The 17,066-nt window shown below is 41.5% G+C and carries 14 protein-coding genes; 1 reads left to right on the top strand and 13 read right to left on the bottom strand.

Going from position 1 to position 17,066, the window contains the following annotated elements:
• The 13 genes from UNSWCS_RS00835 to UNSWCS_RS00895 form a co-directional block, all read right to left on the bottom strand.
• A partial coding sequence (locus UNSWCS_RS00835; RefSeq protein ID WP_200862611.1) for a nitrate- and nitrite sensing domain-containing protein occupies nt 1-1,143 on the bottom strand: 1,143 nt, incomplete at its 3' end.
• 321 nt (nt 1,144-1,464) lie between these two features.
• Nucleotides 1,465-4,032 carry a molybdopterin-dependent oxidoreductase gene (locus UNSWCS_RS00840; RefSeq protein ID WP_021086952.1) on the bottom strand — a complete coding sequence of 856 codons (2,568 nt, stop codon included), beginning with the start codon at nt 4,030-4,032 and terminating at the stop codon, nt 1,465-1,467.
• A gap of 9 nt (nt 4,033-4,041) precedes the next feature.
• Nucleotides 4,042-4,617, bottom strand: a complete 576-nt coding sequence (locus UNSWCS_RS00845; protein ID WP_021086973.1) for a cytochrome C heme-binding protein — start codon at nt 4,615-4,617, stop codon at nt 4,042-4,044.
• Between the two features lie 97 nt (nt 4,618-4,714).
• Nucleotides 4,715-5,143, bottom strand: coding sequence for an EamA family transporter (locus tag UNSWCS_RS00850; RefSeq protein WP_414531018.1), 429 nt, complete (start codon nt 5,141-5,143; stop codon nt 4,715-4,717).
• A 46-nt stretch (nt 5,144-5,189) separates the two neighbouring features.
• Complete coding sequence (locus UNSWCS_RS00855) at nt 5,190-6,113, bottom strand: Dyp-type peroxidase (protein WP_021086982.1); 924 nt, start codon at nt 6,111-6,113, stop codon at nt 5,190-5,192.
• 23 nt (nt 6,114-6,136) lie between these two features.
• Nucleotides 6,137-6,832, bottom strand: a complete 696-nt coding sequence (locus UNSWCS_RS00860; protein ID WP_002942821.1) for a DUF4230 domain-containing protein — start codon at nt 6,830-6,832, stop codon at nt 6,137-6,139.
• Nucleotides 6,833-6,888: 56 nt separating this feature from the next.
• On the bottom strand, nt 6,889-7,722 hold the full coding sequence (locus UNSWCS_RS00865) for an MBL fold metallo-hydrolase (protein ID WP_021086963.1): 834 nt from the start codon (nt 7,720-7,722) through the stop codon (nt 6,889-6,891).
• Nucleotides 7,723-7,814: 92 nt separating this feature from the next.
• Nucleotides 7,815-9,026: a threonine ammonia-lyase gene (gene ilvA, locus UNSWCS_RS00870; protein WP_021086918.1), complete on the bottom strand. Its 1,212-nt coding sequence runs from the start codon at nt 9,024-9,026 to the stop codon at nt 7,815-7,817.
• Nucleotides 9,027-9,040: 14 nt separating this feature from the next.
• A complete protein-coding gene (trmA, locus tag UNSWCS_RS00875) occupies nt 9,041-10,150 on the bottom strand; it encodes a tRNA (uridine(54)-C5)-methyltransferase TrmA (protein WP_021086977.1) in 1,110 nt (369 codons plus the stop codon).
• A 2-nt stretch (nt 10,151-10,152) separates the two neighbouring features.
• Complete coding sequence (locus tag UNSWCS_RS00880; protein WP_021086925.1) at nt 10,153-11,856, bottom strand: Na+/H+ antiporter NhaC family protein; 1,704 nt, start codon at nt 11,854-11,856, stop codon at nt 10,153-10,155.
• A 9-nt stretch (nt 11,857-11,865) separates the two neighbouring features.
• Nucleotides 11,866-12,612: an SDR family NAD(P)-dependent oxidoreductase gene (locus tag UNSWCS_RS00885; RefSeq protein ID WP_021086957.1), complete on the bottom strand. Its 747-nt coding sequence runs from the start codon at nt 12,610-12,612 to the stop codon at nt 11,866-11,868.
• An 8-nt stretch (nt 12,613-12,620) separates the two neighbouring features.
• On the bottom strand, nt 12,621-13,832 hold the full coding sequence (locus UNSWCS_RS00890; RefSeq protein ID WP_021086923.1) for an ankyrin repeat domain-containing protein: 1,212 nt from the start codon (nt 13,830-13,832) through the stop codon (nt 12,621-12,623).
• A gap of 36 nt (nt 13,833-13,868) precedes the next feature.
• Nucleotides 13,869-16,454, bottom strand: coding sequence for a bifunctional aconitate hydratase 2/2-methylisocitrate dehydratase (locus UNSWCS_RS00895; RefSeq protein ID WP_021086909.1), 2,586 nt, complete (start codon nt 16,452-16,454; stop codon nt 13,869-13,871).
• A 121-nt stretch (nt 16,455-16,575) separates the two neighbouring features.
• Here UNSWCS_RS00895 and UNSWCS_RS00900 point away from each other — a divergent pair, with 121 nt between their 5' ends.
• Nucleotides 16,576-17,034, top strand: coding sequence for a methylated-DNA--[protein]-cysteine S-methyltransferase (locus tag UNSWCS_RS00900; RefSeq protein ID WP_021086958.1), 459 nt, complete (start codon nt 16,576-16,578; stop codon nt 17,032-17,034).
• The last annotated feature ends 32 nt before the right edge of the window (nt 17,035-17,066 follow it).

The raw sequence follows: 17,066 nt of genomic DNA on the forward strand, positions 1-17,066 counted from the left end.
CTCTTTAGCTGTTGATACTGATTGATTAACAGCAGTAGCATCTTGATTAGCAGTGTCTTGTATCTTTTTGATGTTTTCGTTTATAAGCGACGACATGATGCAAATTTCATCTTTGCCTTTTAAGCTTAGAAGTTTGGCAGAATTTGTCTTGTTGTTTAGATATAAGAAAAACTCGCTTAGCCCGCCCTTTACGCTATCGATACCTGAGATGATATTTTTACCAACAAAAAATGAAACCAAAACAAGCAAGAGTATAAAACAGGCAAGTAAGATAACCATAGAAACAGCCAAGTTGCCAGCTTCACTCATATCTTGTAAAGCTTTATCTTTCATATCATTTAATAAATAAAGCTCATAGCTTCTAAAGTTATCGATCAAATTTGTGATGCTTTGAAACCAACTAGCCGCCTCGAACTTGCTAGCTGTCTCATCTGGAGTAGCGATAGCACTTTTGATGATATCATCTATCTTTTTAAACTCATCACTTTGCAAGATCTCTTTTTGCAAGCTATCTGCGTATGTGCCTGCATTAAATTTCACGTAGTCATTTAAGAGATTTTTGATATTTGCGTTAAATGAAACCAAATTTACGTATGTGTTTTTATCGATGTTATGTTTTATAAAGGCAGCATTTAGCACCGCCCTTGTGATACCAAAATACTCTTTGATCTTTGAAATGCTAAAAATTCTAGCCAAGTTATCTTTCATATCAGGCTCAGAGCTGCTTGCGAGGGAATTTTCAAATATAAGTGTATTTTCGATCATGTCGTGAAATTTAGGAGCTATGAGAGCAAAACTTTCTTTGTTATCTACTTTTGCTCTTATGCTATTAAGCTCGTTTGAGAGTTCATCTTTATTAGAAAGTTTAGACAAAACGCCATCAACTTTAGCTCTTTGCTCTTTTAAATTTTTATCAGCATCTTTGCCATTAGCTATAAAGCCTGCGCTATAACCGCGCTCTTTTTGAAGTTCATGGATAAATTCACTTTGTTTTATGATGTCTTCAGCTGTATTAAGACTTGATACAGCTTGGCTTCTAGTCTTAAAAACACCATTTAAAATATAAATACTTGTTGCACTTAAACAAATAAGACTTAAAATTACAATAAGTAGGATCTTTATTTTTATACTTAAATTATTCATTTTTCATTCCTTTGCATTACAAAATACGATATATAGGCTGTTTCTCCCAAAAACAAGGCGGATTTTATTACTTTAATAATTAAATATAACTTGAAAATATAAATTACATTTAAGCAACAATAAATTTACTTTACTTAGCAAATACCCTATTTTAGGTGATTTAAGAAAATTTAAATTACAAATAAATAATATTAATTAATAAAAAATATTTAAATTTTCTCTAAAATTTACGAAAATGAATAGATAAATTTGAAAAAGTAGTTAAAGATATTTTATAAGCAAAGATAAATTTAAGCAGGAGATCACTCCCCTGCTTTGAAATTATTTAGAAAATTTTGGTTCAGAAAATGCTGTAAGTTTTGGTGCTTCATCGCCTTGATATTTTCTGATATTTACAAGAGCTGTGTGGCTGATGTTGCCGTTTGCTAGCTTACTTGTTGGGATATCTATGGTTAGCACGTTTGCAGAGCCGTTTTTGCAGATACCGCTGTCAAAACCGTCATACCAAGCACCCTCAGCTAATTTTACAACGCCCTCTTTGATGTTTTTAGTCACATAAGCACCAGCTAAAACCTCGCCACGAGCGTTAAATACACACACCAAATCGCCTGTTTTTACGCCAAGCTCTTTTGCGTCATTTTCGTTTATCCACACTGGCTCGCGGTTAGCGATAGCATACTTGTCGCGAAGTGAAGTTTGGCTTAGCTGTGAGTGCAAGCGGTCAGTTGGGTGAGAGCTTATCATGTGGTATTTTGCAGGTTTATCTTTCATGCCTAGCCACTCGATCGGCTCAAACCAAGTTGGGTGCGCTTTGCAGTCATCATAGCCCATTTTCTCGATCGTATCTGAGTAAATTTCGATAAGACCGCTAGGCGTTCCAAGAGCGTTTAGCACAGGATCTTCTCTAAATTCGCCAAGTCTTACCCAGTTATCACTATCTTGAGATGAGGCAAATGTGACTGGTTTGTTTTCATTCCAAAACTCTTCAAATGGCTTCATGTCGCTTACAAGCTCAGGGACGGCCTTTACTTGAGCGTAGGCTGCGTCATAGTACTCTTTGATCCAGTTAAATTCGTCTTTGCCGTTATCTGTGTAGGCGATCACTAAATTTTTAGCATAAGCCTTGCAAAGATCGGTGAAAATTTGATAGTCATCTTTTGCCTCGCGGTATTTTTCAACGACTTGCTTCATTGGCACGATATTCATGTTTGAATAATCACCTGTCATTGTGATGTCGTTTCTCTCATACTCTGTAGTGACTGGAAAGACGATATCAGCCATCTTTGCTGTCGGTGTCCAGTAGGCTTCGTGAACAACAACGGTTCTTGGCTTTCTCCACGCTTTTAAATTTGTATTAGTATCTTGGTGGTGAACAAGTGGGTTGCCGCCGACCCAGTAGATAAAGTCGATGTCTGGGTAGGTGATCTTTTTGCCGTCATGATCTATCACTTTGCCAGGGTGAAGCAACGCATCAGCGATACGAGCTACTGGGAAAGCGTAGTTGGTTGCTTTTTGTAGCCAGCTTTGACCTGTGCCCGCTACTGCGGCTGCCTTTGCGACGAAGCGACCGCGTTTGTCAAATTCGCCCGTATCAGTGCCGATAAATTCACCTTTATCGTTAAATTTACCCACACTTGCGCTATTTACACCGCCGATGACTGCGCCTTTGCATGTTGGTGCGCCGCCGTTTGAGTAGTGGTAGCTTAAGCCAAAGCCTCCACCTGGTAGGCCTATCTGACCGATCATCGCTGCAAGTGTCACCATCGCCCAGTGTGGTTGCTCGCCGTGGTGAACACGCTGCATGCCCCAGCCACTCATTAGCATCGTGCGGTTGCTTACAAATGTATCAGCTAGCTCTTTTAAAGTATCTTTGTCGATGCCACAAATTTTGCTCGCCCACTCTAAATTTTTAGGAGTGTTGTCTGTCTTGCCTAGTAGATATGGGAGGAATTTATCAAAGCCATAAGTGTAGTTTTCGATAAATTCTTTATCGTATTTGCCACTTTCATATAGGTAGTGCATCATACCTAGCATCATCGCTGTGTCGGTGTTTGGCACTGGAGCGATCCACTGAGCTTTGTCAAAGTATTGCGCTGTTTCAGACCTGATAGGATCGATCACGATCACTTTGATATCTTTTTTGTTTTTTAGCTCTTCAAAGTATTTAAAGCCCTGCTCATCAGTCGCTGTCCAAGCTATGCGAAGTGTCGCAAGTGGGTTTGCGCCCCAGATGACTACGACTTTTGAGTTTTCAAGCACTACTGGCCAGCTAGTTTGCTGCTCATAGACCTCGATACTACCAACAACGTGAGGCATGATGATCTGGCTAGCGCCTGTTGAGTAGTCGCCTAGCGAACCAACAAAGCCGCCACTAAGATTCATAAATCTATGAAGTAAAATTCTTGAGTTATGCACATTGCCGCTTGATTTCCAGCCGTAACTGCCTGCAAAAACGCTTTGTAAGCCTTTTTGTGCTCTTGTTTTTTTAAGCTCTTTAGCAACTAGCTTGATCGCCTCTTCGTAAGGCACCTCGACCCACTCATCGATGCCACGAAGCTCTGGTTTTGGGCTATCTGGGTTTTGCAAGTAGCTTTTTCTTACCATTGTGTGCTTGATACGACTTTTATAGATCATATCTGGCGTGTAGTGCTGAAGTGGGTTGTAAATTTCACTTGTCTTTTGGATAGGCTCTGACTTTACAGCGATACCGTTTTTAGTTGTCACTTTTAACATGCCCCAGTGAGCAGCTGTAAGAGTTTCGCCATTTTTTACAACGCCCTTTTTAACCTCATCAGCAAACAAATTTGAAGCTGTTACGCCTGAAAGCAAAGGTGTAGCTGCAAGCGCTGTTGCACCTTTTTTTAGAAAATCTCGTCTGTTCTCGTTCATTTTTTCTCCTTATTTGCCTAAATTTACATCAGATGAGTGTTTTTGTAGGTACTCGATAACTAGCCACTCGTCTTTTTTCTCTATTGCGGTTCTGCCGATCATTGATTTTAGAAGTGACGGCCATTGATTTGCGTTAAAGTGCGTAGTTTGAGGCAACGCATGGCAAACGCCACAGCTCTCTTTATACATCTTATCAGCTTTTGCAAACATCGCATTTACATCGGTGCTAAAGCCATCTTTTTGAACAAAAACTGTGGTTTCTACCTCGTTCCATTTGCCGTTTTTGCCCTCTTTTATCACTTTGATATCAAAAGGTGCAGTTTTTGCAAATGCTACTGAGATGATCCTCGCGCCATCAGCAAAATAAACTACGTTGCTAACGGCTGGGTTTTGATAGCCTTTTACTTTGATCTGCGCTCTGTCGCCGCTTGTTTGCAAAATTTCAATTGCGTTGGTTGGTAGCAGCCTGCCTATGCTCTTAGCTGAGTTTGCGTCAGCATATACGTCCTTTACGACATCTGTGTAGTTCATACCCGCACCAAATGCAGCACAAGCCACAATGGCTGATAGAATAATTTTTTTCATATTTCTCACTTCAAAATGAAATTGTCAAATTCTAGAGGCTTTTTGATTAATTACAAATTAAAATTAAAAATATACTTTAAGAATAACGCAGAAAAATTTATTTAAAAATGAGTAGAAACACGCCAGATACGATAAGGCAAACGGCTAAAATTTCTTTTAAATTTAGCCTCTCACCAAGAAATATGACAGCCAAAATGATAGCTAGCACAACGCTAAATTTATCAACCAGCGCTACCTGATAGACCTTGCCTGCTTGCATAGCTTTAAAATACATAAGCCACGAAAGCCCAGTTGCCATGCCACTTAGTATGAGAAAGAGCCAGTTTTTGGGACTTAGCGAGCTTAGCGGTTGCCATTTTTTAGCCACACTTAAAAGCAAAACAAGCATCAAAATGACGACGATCGTTCTTATAAATGTCGCAAAATCGCTGTCGATGTCCTTTACACCTAGCTTTGCAAAGATCGCGGTAAGCGCAGCAAATATAGCTGAAAGAGCTGCGTAGATAAACCACTCTGGCATCTTTATCCTTATAAATTTAAAGGGGCAAAATTTGCTTCGCCCCAAGCTAAATTTATCCCTCGTAGTCACCAAGCATATCAAGCGTAGGAGCAAAATATAAAGCCCCAGTTACTGGCGTACTAAAGTCAAGCAGCCTATCTGAGTTGCCTTTTGGCTCGCCGATAAACATCTTTTTAAGCATAAGTTCAACCGTTGAAAAGGTGCTAGCATAAGCGATGAAGTAAGTGCCTGTTTTACTACCTTCAGTAAATGGCATATTGCCACGCACGACCTTTTTATCATCGCCTACATTTGCAGCAGCTGAGTGTGAATTTGTAGGTTTTACACTCTCGTCCATCTCGATGTCATACTCTTTTGAGCGGCCTATAACTTTTTCCTGCTCGCTCACACTTGTGGCGTTCCACTCTTTCATCTTGTGGAAGTATTTTTGCACAAAAACGTAGCTACCGCCTTTAAATTTAGCATCCTCTTTGCCAACTTTTGCAAAGTGGTCTCTATCTTCACCATCAGGATTTTCAGTGCCATCGACAAAGCCGATGATCGCTCTGCCGTCGTGATACTTAAAGCCTTGAGTCTCATCTGTAAGCTCTGCAAATTTAAATAAAACTTCTTTGATATTTTGCGCCATGTCAAAACAGTCAGCCGCGTTTAGAGCGCGGATGTGGATGTGGATATCGCCCTTTGTGCTAACGGCTTCATGTTTATCGCCTTTAATCGCTTTAAAATTTACAAGCTCTTTTGGCAATTCTTTTGAAATTTCAAGCTTCTTCCAAGCATCATGACCCACGCCAAGGACGCAATTTACATTTTCATTTGCGCCAAATCTAACTTTGGCAGTTTTATTTAAATTTACAACCAAAGCGCAAAGCTTAGCAAAGCCCTCTTTACATGCCTTTTTGTCGCCTTTTAAGACCCATGTTTGAAAGACTGTGTTGTTACCAGGTGTTTGTGTGACCTCTTGTGAATTTACACTCATTTTTTCTCCTTTAAGTTTAATTTTTATGCGATATTTTCTAAATTTAGTTGCTCATTTATCTGCTCGTCGCTATCGTCAAAGACAAACTCGACCTTATTTGCACCAAAGCTCTTAGCTATCGCTTCAAGCGTGTCGCGGGCTGATTTGTGGATCTTGCTTTGAAGCTGCGAGATAAGTCTAACGCTCATCTTTTTTACCTCGTTTCTAGCCTCTTCTATCAGCCTATTTTTGTCCTCTTCTGTAAATGTGCTTCCAAAAAAGCCATTTAGCGAGTCAGGCAGCAAAAATGGTATAAATTTGCCATTTTTTTCGTCGTAAAATTTCATATCGGCGATTGAAAATTTATACTTACATGGGGGCATTTTTATCTTGTAACTAGAGTTTGCGATCTGCATGATCTCGAGCTTTGGGCTAGTTAGATCGTAGATGAAATTTATCTCAAACTCAAATATCATCGAAAGCTTCTTTTCACTCACTAGCCACCTTAGATACTCTTTGCCGAAATTTCCAAACGCATGATCTGTCTTTGTGACGATCTCTTTGCTATATACTTGAAAAACAGATAGTTCGCCGATGCTTTTAAGCTGCGAAATTTCAGTGCTGACTGAGACATTTTCGCTATCATCTTTTGCCTTTTTTAGCGCCTTGTTTGACCTATAAAATGCAAATGCCAAAATAGCTAGCAAGATAGCTAATATCAAATTTGCGTATTCGCTCATATTTTCTCCTTTAAAGCCCGCATTTTATCCTAAATTTGTAAAGCAAAAGAAATTTATCACTCTGGCAAGGTGATGGGGCTCTTATAAGGCATATGAGCTCCCACTATCTTTGTAGTCTCGTCCTCCAAGCCATCAAGCACCTTTTCTCTTGTTTTGGCAGCTTGCACTGGATCTACATCATAAGTGATAGATATGCTTGGCTCGACCTCTTGCACTGCTAGGACGTGAAGAAGGTCAGCTATAAAGATGATCTTGTCGTTATCTGTCTCAAAGCTTATCATGTTGTGCCCTGGAGTGTGGCCGTAAGCTGGGATAGCCATGATCTTTAGCGCCCCGTCAAATAGCGGCTTTTTATGATCAAAAAAGCTCTTATCATCCTTATAAAGCGATAAAATTTCTTTTATCCTCTCATCTTTGCCCTTCATCCAGTAGTCCCACTCCTTTTCATCTATAAGAAGCTTGGCGTTTTTAAATGTCTTTTTGCCTCCATCTATGAGCCCACCTATGTGATCAGGATGAGCGTGCGTGATGATGACGTAGGTTAGGTCCTCTGGCTTTATATTGCCAAAAGTTTGCAGATCATACTTTAAATTTTTCAAGCTATCTTCATAGCCGCTATCTATGAGTGCCGTATAGTCCTCGCACTTTGCAAACATTACGTTGTGTTTGTTTGGTAAATTTTTAGTATTTGCCACAAGCTCTTTTTGCGCCTCATCTTTGGCTATTAGCTTATCTACTGGCGCGTCAGTCGTCTTTAGTGAAAATACATAAAGCTTGCATCCGCCCATAGCTCCTATCCATACTTGATCATTTTGTTTGCCAACCACCTCATCATCGGCACAAAAAGCTAATGTGCAAAACAATGCAAGGCTCAATAAACTCTTTTTCATATCTCATCCTTGAATAAATTTGCGAAATTTTAGTCCTGTAAATTTAATGAAAGTTAATGCTCGCTACTTTAAAAGGTAGCGAGCTTATGAATTTAGAAGAGTTGAGTGAAAGAAAAGCCATTTTTATTAAGCGTATCTTTGATCTTTTCTTGGTGTTCAAGACCCTTTGTCTCAAGCGTGATAGTGATGCTAGCGTCGCCGTAGTCAAGCTTTGTTGAAAAGCGGTCGTAGTCGATCTTAACGATGTTTGCATTTGCTGATTTTAGGCTATCAGTTAGGCTCATGAGCGCTCCTGGCTTATCCACAAGCGTGATTTGCAAGGTCATCTTGCGGTGAGACTTGATGAGACCCTTTTCGATGATGATAGAAAGCACCTGCACGTCGATATTTCCACCACTTAGCACCACGCCTATCTTTGCACCTTTTTTAAATTTGATCTTATCATGCATAAGTGCTGCCACGCCAGCTGCGCCAGCTCCCTCAACCACGATCTTTTGCGTCTCTAGCAAGAACAAAATCGCAGTTGCGATCTCCTCATCATCAACCTGCACAAACTCATCCACGCACTCAACGATATTTTTAAGCGTTATCTCACTCGCATCACGCACAGCGATGCCATCGGCTATAGTGCGAACTGACTTTGAGTTTATGCTCTTTTTAGCGCCGTAGCTATTAAACATAGCTGGAGCACCCTTTGCACCGACACAAACGACCTTAGTTTTTGGATTTACTTGTTTTATACAGCTTGCCACGCCGCTAGCTAAGCCACCGCCGCCAACTGGCACTACAACCATATCAAGGTCGCTTATCTCATCAAACATCTCAAGTCCAACAGTGCCCTGCCCTGCCATGACGTACTCATCGTTAAATGGATGAACAAAGGTCATATCTTTTTCTTTGGCGTAATTTACTGCAAATTCATACGCCTCATCAAAGTTATCACCTTTTAAGATCACTTCAGCGCCAAGGTCCTTTGTGCCAGCTACCTTTAGAAGCGGGGTTGATTCTGGCATTACGATGCAAGCATGCACGCCAAATTCTTTTGCACTTATCGCCACGCCTTGAGCGTGATTGCCAGCGCTTGCAGCCACGACGCCACGTTTTCGCTCCTCGTCGCTTAGGCTAGCTATTTTATTGTAAGCGCCTCTTATCTTGTAAGCTCCGGTTCGCTGTAAATTTTCTTCTTTTAGATAAACATTTGCGCCTAAAATTTTGCTAAGTTTTGCACTTAGCGCAAATGGAGTTTTATTTACAAAGTGACCGATCGTTATCTTTGCTTGGATGATTTTATTTAATGAAACCATTTTCAACTTTCCTTTTAAAATTTATCTTTTGCCTCTAGTAGCACGCCACACTCGATGTGATGAGTGTTGGCAAACTGATCAAAGAGCGCAAATTTTATCACTTTATGGCTTTTAGTAAGCTCATTTAAATTTTCTTTTAGCGTCTCTGGATTGCATGAGATGTAGATGATGTTTTTGAAATTTCTAATGAAATTTATGACACTTTCACTTAGCCCAGCGCGTGGCGGATCGACAAGGACGTGCGAGAAGTTAAAGTCGCTCAAATTTATATCTTTTAGCCTATTAAACTCCCTAACACCAGCAAATGCGCCCATCAGCTCATCAGCGTCCATACGCAAAAATTTGATATTTTCTGCCCCATTTAGCTCACAGTTTTTAAGGGCATTTGCGATCGAGCTTTTTGAAATTTCAGTTGCAAGGACGTTTTTAAATTTAAACGAGAGTGGGATAGTAAAATTCCCATGTCCGCAGTAAAGCTCCAGCAGGTCAGCGCCACCTTGCACGCACTCTTTTGCCCAAGCTATCATCTTCTCATTTACCGCTTTATTTGGCTGGATAAAGGCATTCTCACTTAGGCTAAATTTATAATTTTGCCCTCCGACATTTAGCTCATCAACTAAATTTAGCTCACCACTTAGCAGCTTTTGACCGCGAGATCTAGCTAAGATCATCACATCAAGCTTGCTAGCTAGAATTTTCATCGCCGCTTCAAACTCGCCATCAAGCTTTTTATGATAAAGAAGCGTGACTAAGGTGCCGCTTTTACAGGCGATAAACTCCACTCCAAAGAGCTTTGAGCGTAAAATTTCATCATCTTGCAAGCTTTCAAGCAGCCTTGGCATGAGATGTGAAATTTGCTCGCAAACCTTTGGACACTCATCTATAAAGACCCTTTTGCCCTTCTCGCTTGCGTGCATCGTGTAGCTAAGCTTGCTGCCTTCGTGCCAGATGCCAAACTCAGCCCTCGTGCGGTAGTGCTTTGGGCTTGAGCTAAAAACATCAAATTTGCCCTCATAAAATGGGGAGAAATTTTGCTTAATAAGATCAGTTTTAAATGAAATTTGCTCACTATAAGGGGTAAAAAGAGTGCATGATCCGCACTCTTTTAGGTATTTGCAGTCCAAATTTATGCCGCTTTCTCTTCGACTTTTTTGCCTACAAATCTAACCAAAGCCCAGATCGCTAAAAATCCGCAAGGAAGTGCGATCCAAACGCTAAGACCAAGTGCCACTGGCAAGTAGCCAACAAGCACACAAACCACGCAAACGCTAAGTGCGTAGACCATCTGTGTCGAGACGTGATCGATGTGGCTACATCCTGCACCCATTGATGAAAGTATCGTAGTATCTGAGATCGGCGAGCAGTGATCACCAAAGATAGCGCCCGTTAGAACGCTTGAGATATTTACGATCATATAAGCATGCATCGCATCACCATCTAGGCCGTAGTTTTTGCCAACTGCATAAGCTAGCGGGATAGCAAGAGGCATCAAAATGCCCATCGTGCCGTAGCTTGTGCCAGTTGAGAAGCTGATAAATGAGCCAAGGATGAAAACAGCCACAGGCAGGATAAATTTAGGCGTTGAGTCACTTAATAGATCGACCAAATATCTTGAAGTGCCAAGCTCTTTGATAACCGCGCTAAGGCTCCATGCAAGAAGTAAGATAACAACTGTGATGATCATAGTTTTCCAGCCTTTTACCCATGTGCTAATGGCCTCTTTGACGTCAAAAATTTTGCGCCAAACGCCCATGACGATAGCCACGATACTAGCTAGCAATGCTGCTTGAAATAGCGATGTAGCAGAGTCTGCTGCACCAAAAGTATCTTTAAATGTTGAAAACGAAAGTGGATTTGCAAGTGCATTTTTAAGAGTATCGCCCTCAAGTGCAGCAAGACCGCTAAAATAAAAGCTAGTAAATGCGCCGATAACTAGCACAAGAAGCGGCACGATAGCATTTGAAGCGCTTAGTTTTACGCCCTCTTTTGGCTCAAGAGTCTTATCTTCAAGGTCTTGAATTTGTGTTTTGCCAGAGTGAAGCTCACCCTTTCTAGCGCGCCTCTCAGCTGCTAGCATAGGACCATACTCGCGCTGCATCAAGGCTGTGCAGACGATGAAAAATAAAATGAATAGGTTGTAAAATCTATATGGAATGGTCTCGATAAATATAGAATAAGCGTTTATGCCAGTCTCACCGATAAGCTCGTAGCCCTTTTCGATGAGCGAAACCTCAAGTCCGACCCATGTAGAGATGATAGCAATACCTGCAATCGGTGCTGCAGTGGCATCGATGATGAAAGCAAGCTTTTCGCGGCTTATTTTAAATTTATCGCTTATTGGTCTCATGATAGGACCAACAATTAGGGCGTTTGCATAGTCATCGAAAAATACAAAGATACCCATAAGCCAAGTTGAAATTTGAGCTGAGACGCCAGTTTTTGCCTTTTTGCTAAGCCAAAGAGCAACCGCCTTTGTGCCGCCCATCTTTGTAATAAGTGCGACCACGCCGCCTATACAAAGCACTTGAAGCAAGATGCCAGCATCAGTGCTATCAGCCATCGACTCAACCACTCTTGAAACGATGCCTGTAAAGCCTTTGATGATGCCCATAAAGACATTTTCATTAACGATATTTATAAGAAAAGTTCCGCTAAAAACACCGATAAATAGCGACAAGATGACATCTTTTGTGATAAAAGCAAGCGCTATTGCCACAACTGGTGGTATAAGCGTGAAAACGCCGTAAATTTGTGCGTTTCTTTTGGCGACTTCTGGATCAACACCAAAAAGCGCGACACTAAAAAATAGTAATAATAAAATTTGTCTCACATAAACTCCTTAAAATTTTTCTATCGCAAGCCCAGCCCAAGTCTGCGTATTTGCCATGACTTCGACCCTGTTTATATTGACACTTCCGGGCATATTTAGACAATTAACCAAAATAGTCGCGATATCCTCAGACGTGATGAAATTTGTATTTTCATAAAGACTATCCGCCTTCGCTTTATCTCCTCTAAATCTAACCTCGCTAAATTCAGTCTTACAAAGCCCTGGCTCGATGTTTGTCACCCTGATATTAGTGCCAACTAGATCGTTTCTTAAATTTAAGCTAAACTGCTTTACAAAGGCCTTTGTAGCGCCATAAACGTTGCTGCCAGGATATGGCCACGAGCCAGCTGTCGAGCCTAGGTTAAAGATATAGCCCTTTTCTTGCTTATAAAGTAGCGGCAAAACCGCCTTTGTCGAGTAAATGAGACCCTTGACGTTGGTGTCTATCATCGCTTCAAAGTCCTCTACCTTCGCATCTATCGTCTTTTCAAGGCCAAGCGCCATACCAGCGTTGTTTACAAGCACTTCGATGTCCTTAAATTTATCAGGCAGGCTCTCTACCGCCTTAAAAACAGCCTCTTTATCGCGTATGTCAGCTACGATGATATGCGTATCGCCAAGCTCGCTTGCAAGCTTTTTTAGCCTATCTTCGCGCCTTGCAAGAGCGACTATCTTGTAGCCCTCTTTTGAGAGTCTTCTGGCGATCGCCTCGCCAAATCCAGATGTTGCACCGGTTACAAAAGCTGTCTTTTTCATGGTTTTTCCTAATTGAAATTTGGTCTTAAACCCAAATTTTCTAAAAATTTGATCGTCTTTTCGTTTTGTTCTTTCATGGCATAGTCAAGCGCGTTAAACCCAGCATCATCAGTCGCGTTTATATCAGCGCCGCTATCTATCAAAAGCTTTAAAATTTCAGGCGTTGCATGAGCTGCTGCGTGCATGAAAACGCTTCTGTTTGTATGCTCTAGGCCGCACGTATCTTCAACCTGCGCTTGGCCAAAATTTATCATATTCATCTTAGTATTTTCATCTATGTAGCTCTCGTTCGCTTTTGCCCCACTCTTTAGCAAAAACTCACAAAGAGGCGCATCTTCAAACTGCACAGCGTAAAAAAGCGCACTTTTGCCAAAGAAATTTTTATGATTTACATCGGCTCTATTTTTAAGCAAAATTTTTACATTTTCTAAATTTTTAAGAGCAAAAAAGAGCGGCGTCTCATCGCCTAAATTTAGATCCGCCCCGCGCCTTATGATCTCTTCTATCATGTCACCACTTTTGTCATTTAGCAGTGCGATATCAAGTAAATTTGTAAGCTCAGCGGTACTAAAATTTTTTGAGTAGAGCAAATTTGCAAGCTCATCTTGGCTTAGCTTTTGAGCCATCATCTTTTGCTCAGAAGTTAGAGCCTTAGCCTTATTTACCTTTTTGCCGACACTAAAGCTTAAAAACTCATTTATCACGCTAGTTGCGTAGTAAGCGGCACTTGCACTATCAACGCCCAAAGCCTCGTAAAATTTAACTAGCGGAGTTTGAGCGTTTTTATAAGCTTCGCTAAATTTTTTATATTTTAAAAAGTTAAACAAGCTCTCATTTGCCCAGTATCTAAAATACTCCATTTGAGCGTCTTTTTGAGCCTCAGCAGCCTCTGGCTTTGCAAGCTCTTTTTGATAGATTTCAGGGACAAATGAAGCTCTTAGCAAGATCCATCTAAATTTATTTAAATTTTCTCTATAAACGCCCTCTCCAACGCAACTTTGAGACTCACTTCTAACTGCCACGCTCGCATCAAAAAGCTCTTTTACCTCTTTTAAATTTAAAAGCGAGCCATCGCAATAAAATAGCCCCTCATTCACGTAAGCAAGCTCTTTTGGAGTAGTTTTAAAGCTCTCTTTTTTAGCAAGGTCCTCGCACTCTAGTGCATGCAAATTTGCAAAAAGACAAACGCTAAAAAAGAAGGGGAAAACTATCTTTCTCATCAAAGCTCCTTAAAATTTCGCGATATTGTAACAAATTTATATACTAAACTCGCTTATTTCATTAAAATTTAGGTATTTATAAATTTGATCTTTGTTTAAACTAAGACTATCTCTTACTATCTTTTTATACTCACTAACACTTGGCAAACGCCCTAGCAGCGCGCATACAGCGGCTAGCTCGGCACTTCCTAGATAGACCTTTGCGCCCATGCCCATTCTGTTGTCAAAATTTCTTGTCGATGTCGAAAAAACAACGGCATTGTCGTTCACTCTTGCTTGATTACCCATGCAAAGCGAGCAGCCTGGCACCTCTGTCCTAGCCTCCAGCCTCTTAAATATCTCATAAACGCCCTCATCTTCAAGCGTTTTTTTGTCCATCTTTGTTGGCGGCGCGATCCAAAGCCTAGTTGTAAGCTTGCTCTCACGCTCTAAAATTCTAGCAAGCGCCCTGTAATGGCCGATATTTGTCATACAGCTACCCACAAAGACCTCGTCGATGTTGTGCGCTCTTTTGTTATCGGCTAAAATTTCACTTAGCGTCGCCACGTCGTCTGGGTCGTTTGGACAAGCCAAAATCGGCTCATCTATCTTGGATAAATCAATCTCTAAAATTTCAGCATATCTTGCGTCCTTGTCGGCTCTTAAAAGAGTTGGATTTTCTAGCCATTTTTGCATCTTCTCTTTTCGCCTAGCAAGCGTTTCGTGGCTCTCATATCCTGCTTTTATCATAGCTTCAATTAGCGCAACGTTTGAGCGAACGTACTCCGCGACGCTAGCCTCGCTTAAATTTACCACACAAGCTGCCGCCGAGCGCTCAGCCGAAGCATCGCTTAGCTCAAATGCCTGCTCCACTTTTAGGCTCTCTAGCCCTTCTATCTCTAAAATTTTGCCTGCAAAAATGTTCTTTTTATTTTTCTTTTCAACGCTTAAAAGCCCTTTTTTGATAGCAAAATAAGGTATCGCATTGACAAGATCACGAAGTGTCACGCCCTCTTTTAGCTCGCCTTTAAATTTGATCAAAACTGACTCTGGCATATTTAGTGGCATCATACCAAGCACCGCTGCAAACGCCACTAGGCCACTGCCTGCTGGAAAGCTAATGCCAATAGGAAATCTCGTGTGACTATCGCCGCCCGTGCCCACCGTGTCAGGCAAGACCATGCGGTTTAGCCACGAGTGGATGACGCCGTCACCTGGTTTTAGGCTCACGCCGCCACGCAAATTTATAAATTTAGGTAGGCTCTCATGCATCACAAGGTCGCTTGGCTTTGGATAAGCAGCCGTGTGGCAAAAGCTTTGCAAGACAAAATCCGCCCCAAAACTAAGGCTAGCAAGCTCTTTTATCTCATCTCTAGTCATGGGCCCAGTGGTGTCTTGCGAGCCAACGGTCAAAATTTCAGGCTCCACGTAGGCCCCAGCTCTCACACCAGCCTTGCCGCAAGCCTTGCCGACCATCTTTTGAGCGAGCGTATAGCCACCGCCTAGCTCTTTTGGCTGATCTGGCTTTATGAAAATTTGCTCCTCGCCAAGCCCCAAGGCCTCTCTAACCTTTTTGGTCACTTGCCTACCTATCATCAAAGGTATCCTGCCGCCTGCTCTTATCTCGTCGCTTAGGGTATTTGGACTTAGTTTAAAGTTTGCCACGAGCTTTTTTTGGGCGCCTGCGAGCTTATAAATTTCGCCTTTAAATGGCCAAATTTCTATCTCATCGCCCATTTCTAGCTCATTTACGTTTGCAACTATCGGCAGTGCGCCGCTATCTTCGGCGGTGTTAAAAAATATCGGAGCTATGGTCGTGCCGATCACGATGCCGCCAGTTTTTTTGTTTGGCACGCCCTCTATCTCATCGCCAAGGTGCCACTGTATAGAGTTTATACCGCTCTTTCTGCTGCTGCCAGTGCCGACCACGTCGCCAACATATGCCACGCTCTTGCCAAGGCTTTTTAGCTCTTTTAGGACTTCTAAGCCCTCAGGCATCTTTTTAACCAGCATCACCTTTGCGTGAAGCGGTATGTCAGCCCTTGTATAGGCCTCGCTTGCAGGGCTTAGATCATCTGTATTTGTCTCACCAGGCACCTTAAAAACTACCGCCTTTATGCACTCATCAAGCGGCTTTTTATGCATAAACCACTCCGCGTTTGCCCAAGAAGCAAGCACCTCTTTTGCAAATTTATTGCTATTTGCTAGATTTGCGATCTCGTCAAAATGCTCATGCACCAAAATGATATTTTTTAGCTCATTTGACGCAGCTTGCGCGATAGTTTCGTCGCTATTTTTTAGCGCTCGCACCAAAATTTCTACGTTGTATCCGCCAAGCATCTTGCCTAAAATTTTAATGGCACGAACCGCATCAAGGCCGTCTATCTTAAGCCCATCTATCACCTCGCCAAGAAATTCTGCCTTTATCTTTGCCGCGTCATCAACACCTGGATTTACGCGATTTGTGAGCAAATTTATAAGAAATTTTAGCTCGTTTTGCGCCTTTTCATCGCCACTAGAGTTGCCAGCAAGTCTCATTAGCTCGCAAATTTCGCTTGTTTGCTTGGCATTTAGCGCAAGCGGTGGCACGCCCTCTTTTTCTCGCTCACTCACGTGTTTTTCGTAGTCGGTAAAAAAGCTCATAAATTTCCTTTGTGATTTTGCCAGTTTTAGTCCAAAATCGCTGATTTTGCTTGCATTTTATCAAAAAGCAAAACAATCTAAAGTAAAATTTGCCCAAAATTTCAAATTTCAAGGAGCAAATGTGTCAAAAGCCTACCTAAAATCGCCCATTGGAATTTTAGAGATCGTTACTAGCGAAAATGGAATTTGTGAGATAAATTTTGTAGATAAATTTGAAAAAGTTGCGGTAAAAGATGAAAATTTAAAGCTTTGTTTAGATGAACTAGAGGCTTATTTTAAGGGAGAGCTTAAAAAATTTAGCGTTAGACTTGATGTAAAAACGACCAAATTTAGAGCCAAAATTTATGAAAATTTGCAAAAAGTACCATACGGCGAGACGACCACATACGCAGCTCTTGCACTTGCCGCTGGTCACAAGAACGCTTACCGCGCGGCGGGATCTGCAAATGCCAAAAACCCCGTGCCTATCATCATCCCCTGCCACAGAGTACTCTCTCACAGCGGCCTTGGTGGCTACTCAGGCGGCGAAGGCCTGCCAACTAAAATTTGGCTCTTAGAACATGAAGCAAAGCATAAATAGCTAGAAATTTAAATTTGACCTTTAAAAGTTTT

Origin of the sequence: Campylobacter concisus UNSWCS, from assembly GCF_000466685.1 — a bacterium.
Classification (GTDB): Bacteria; Campylobacterota; Campylobacteria; order Campylobacterales; family Campylobacteraceae; genus Campylobacter_A; species Campylobacter_A concisus_A.

What these genes read in the sequence shown, in the direction of transcription:
- UNSWCS_RS00840 (WP_021086952.1), bottom strand. Translation starts at nt 4,032, where the DNA reads ATGAACGAGAACAGACGAGATTTTCTAAAAAAAGGTGCAACAGCGCTT.
- UNSWCS_RS00845 (WP_021086973.1), bottom strand. Translation starts at nt 4,617, where the DNA reads ATGAAAAAAATTATTCTATCAGCCATTGTGGCTTGTGCTGCATTTGGT.
- UNSWCS_RS00855 (WP_021086982.1), bottom strand. Translation starts at nt 6,113, where the DNA reads ATGAGTGTAAATTCACAAGAGGTCACACAAACACCTGGTAACAACACA.
- UNSWCS_RS00860 (WP_002942821.1), bottom strand. Translation starts at nt 6,832, where the DNA reads ATGAGCGAATACGCAAATTTGATATTAGCTATCTTGCTAGCTATTTTG.
- UNSWCS_RS00865 (WP_021086963.1), bottom strand. Translation starts at nt 7,722, where the DNA reads ATGAAAAAGAGTTTATTGAGCCTTGCATTGTTTTGCACATTAGCTTTT.
- ilvA (WP_021086918.1), bottom strand. Translation starts at nt 9,026, where the DNA reads ATGGTTTCATTAAATAAAATCATCCAAGCAAAGATAACGATCGGTCAC.
- UNSWCS_RS00885 (WP_021086957.1), bottom strand. Translation starts at nt 12,612, where the DNA reads ATGAAAAAGACAGCTTTTGTAACCGGTGCAACATCTGGATTTGGCGAG.
- UNSWCS_RS00890 (WP_021086923.1), bottom strand. Translation starts at nt 13,832, where the DNA reads ATGAGAAAGATAGTTTTCCCCTTCTTTTTTAGCGTTTGTCTTTTTGCA.
- UNSWCS_RS00895 (WP_021086909.1), bottom strand. Translation starts at nt 16,454, where the DNA reads ATGAGCTTTTTTACCGACTACGAAAAACACGTGAGTGAGCGAGAAAAA.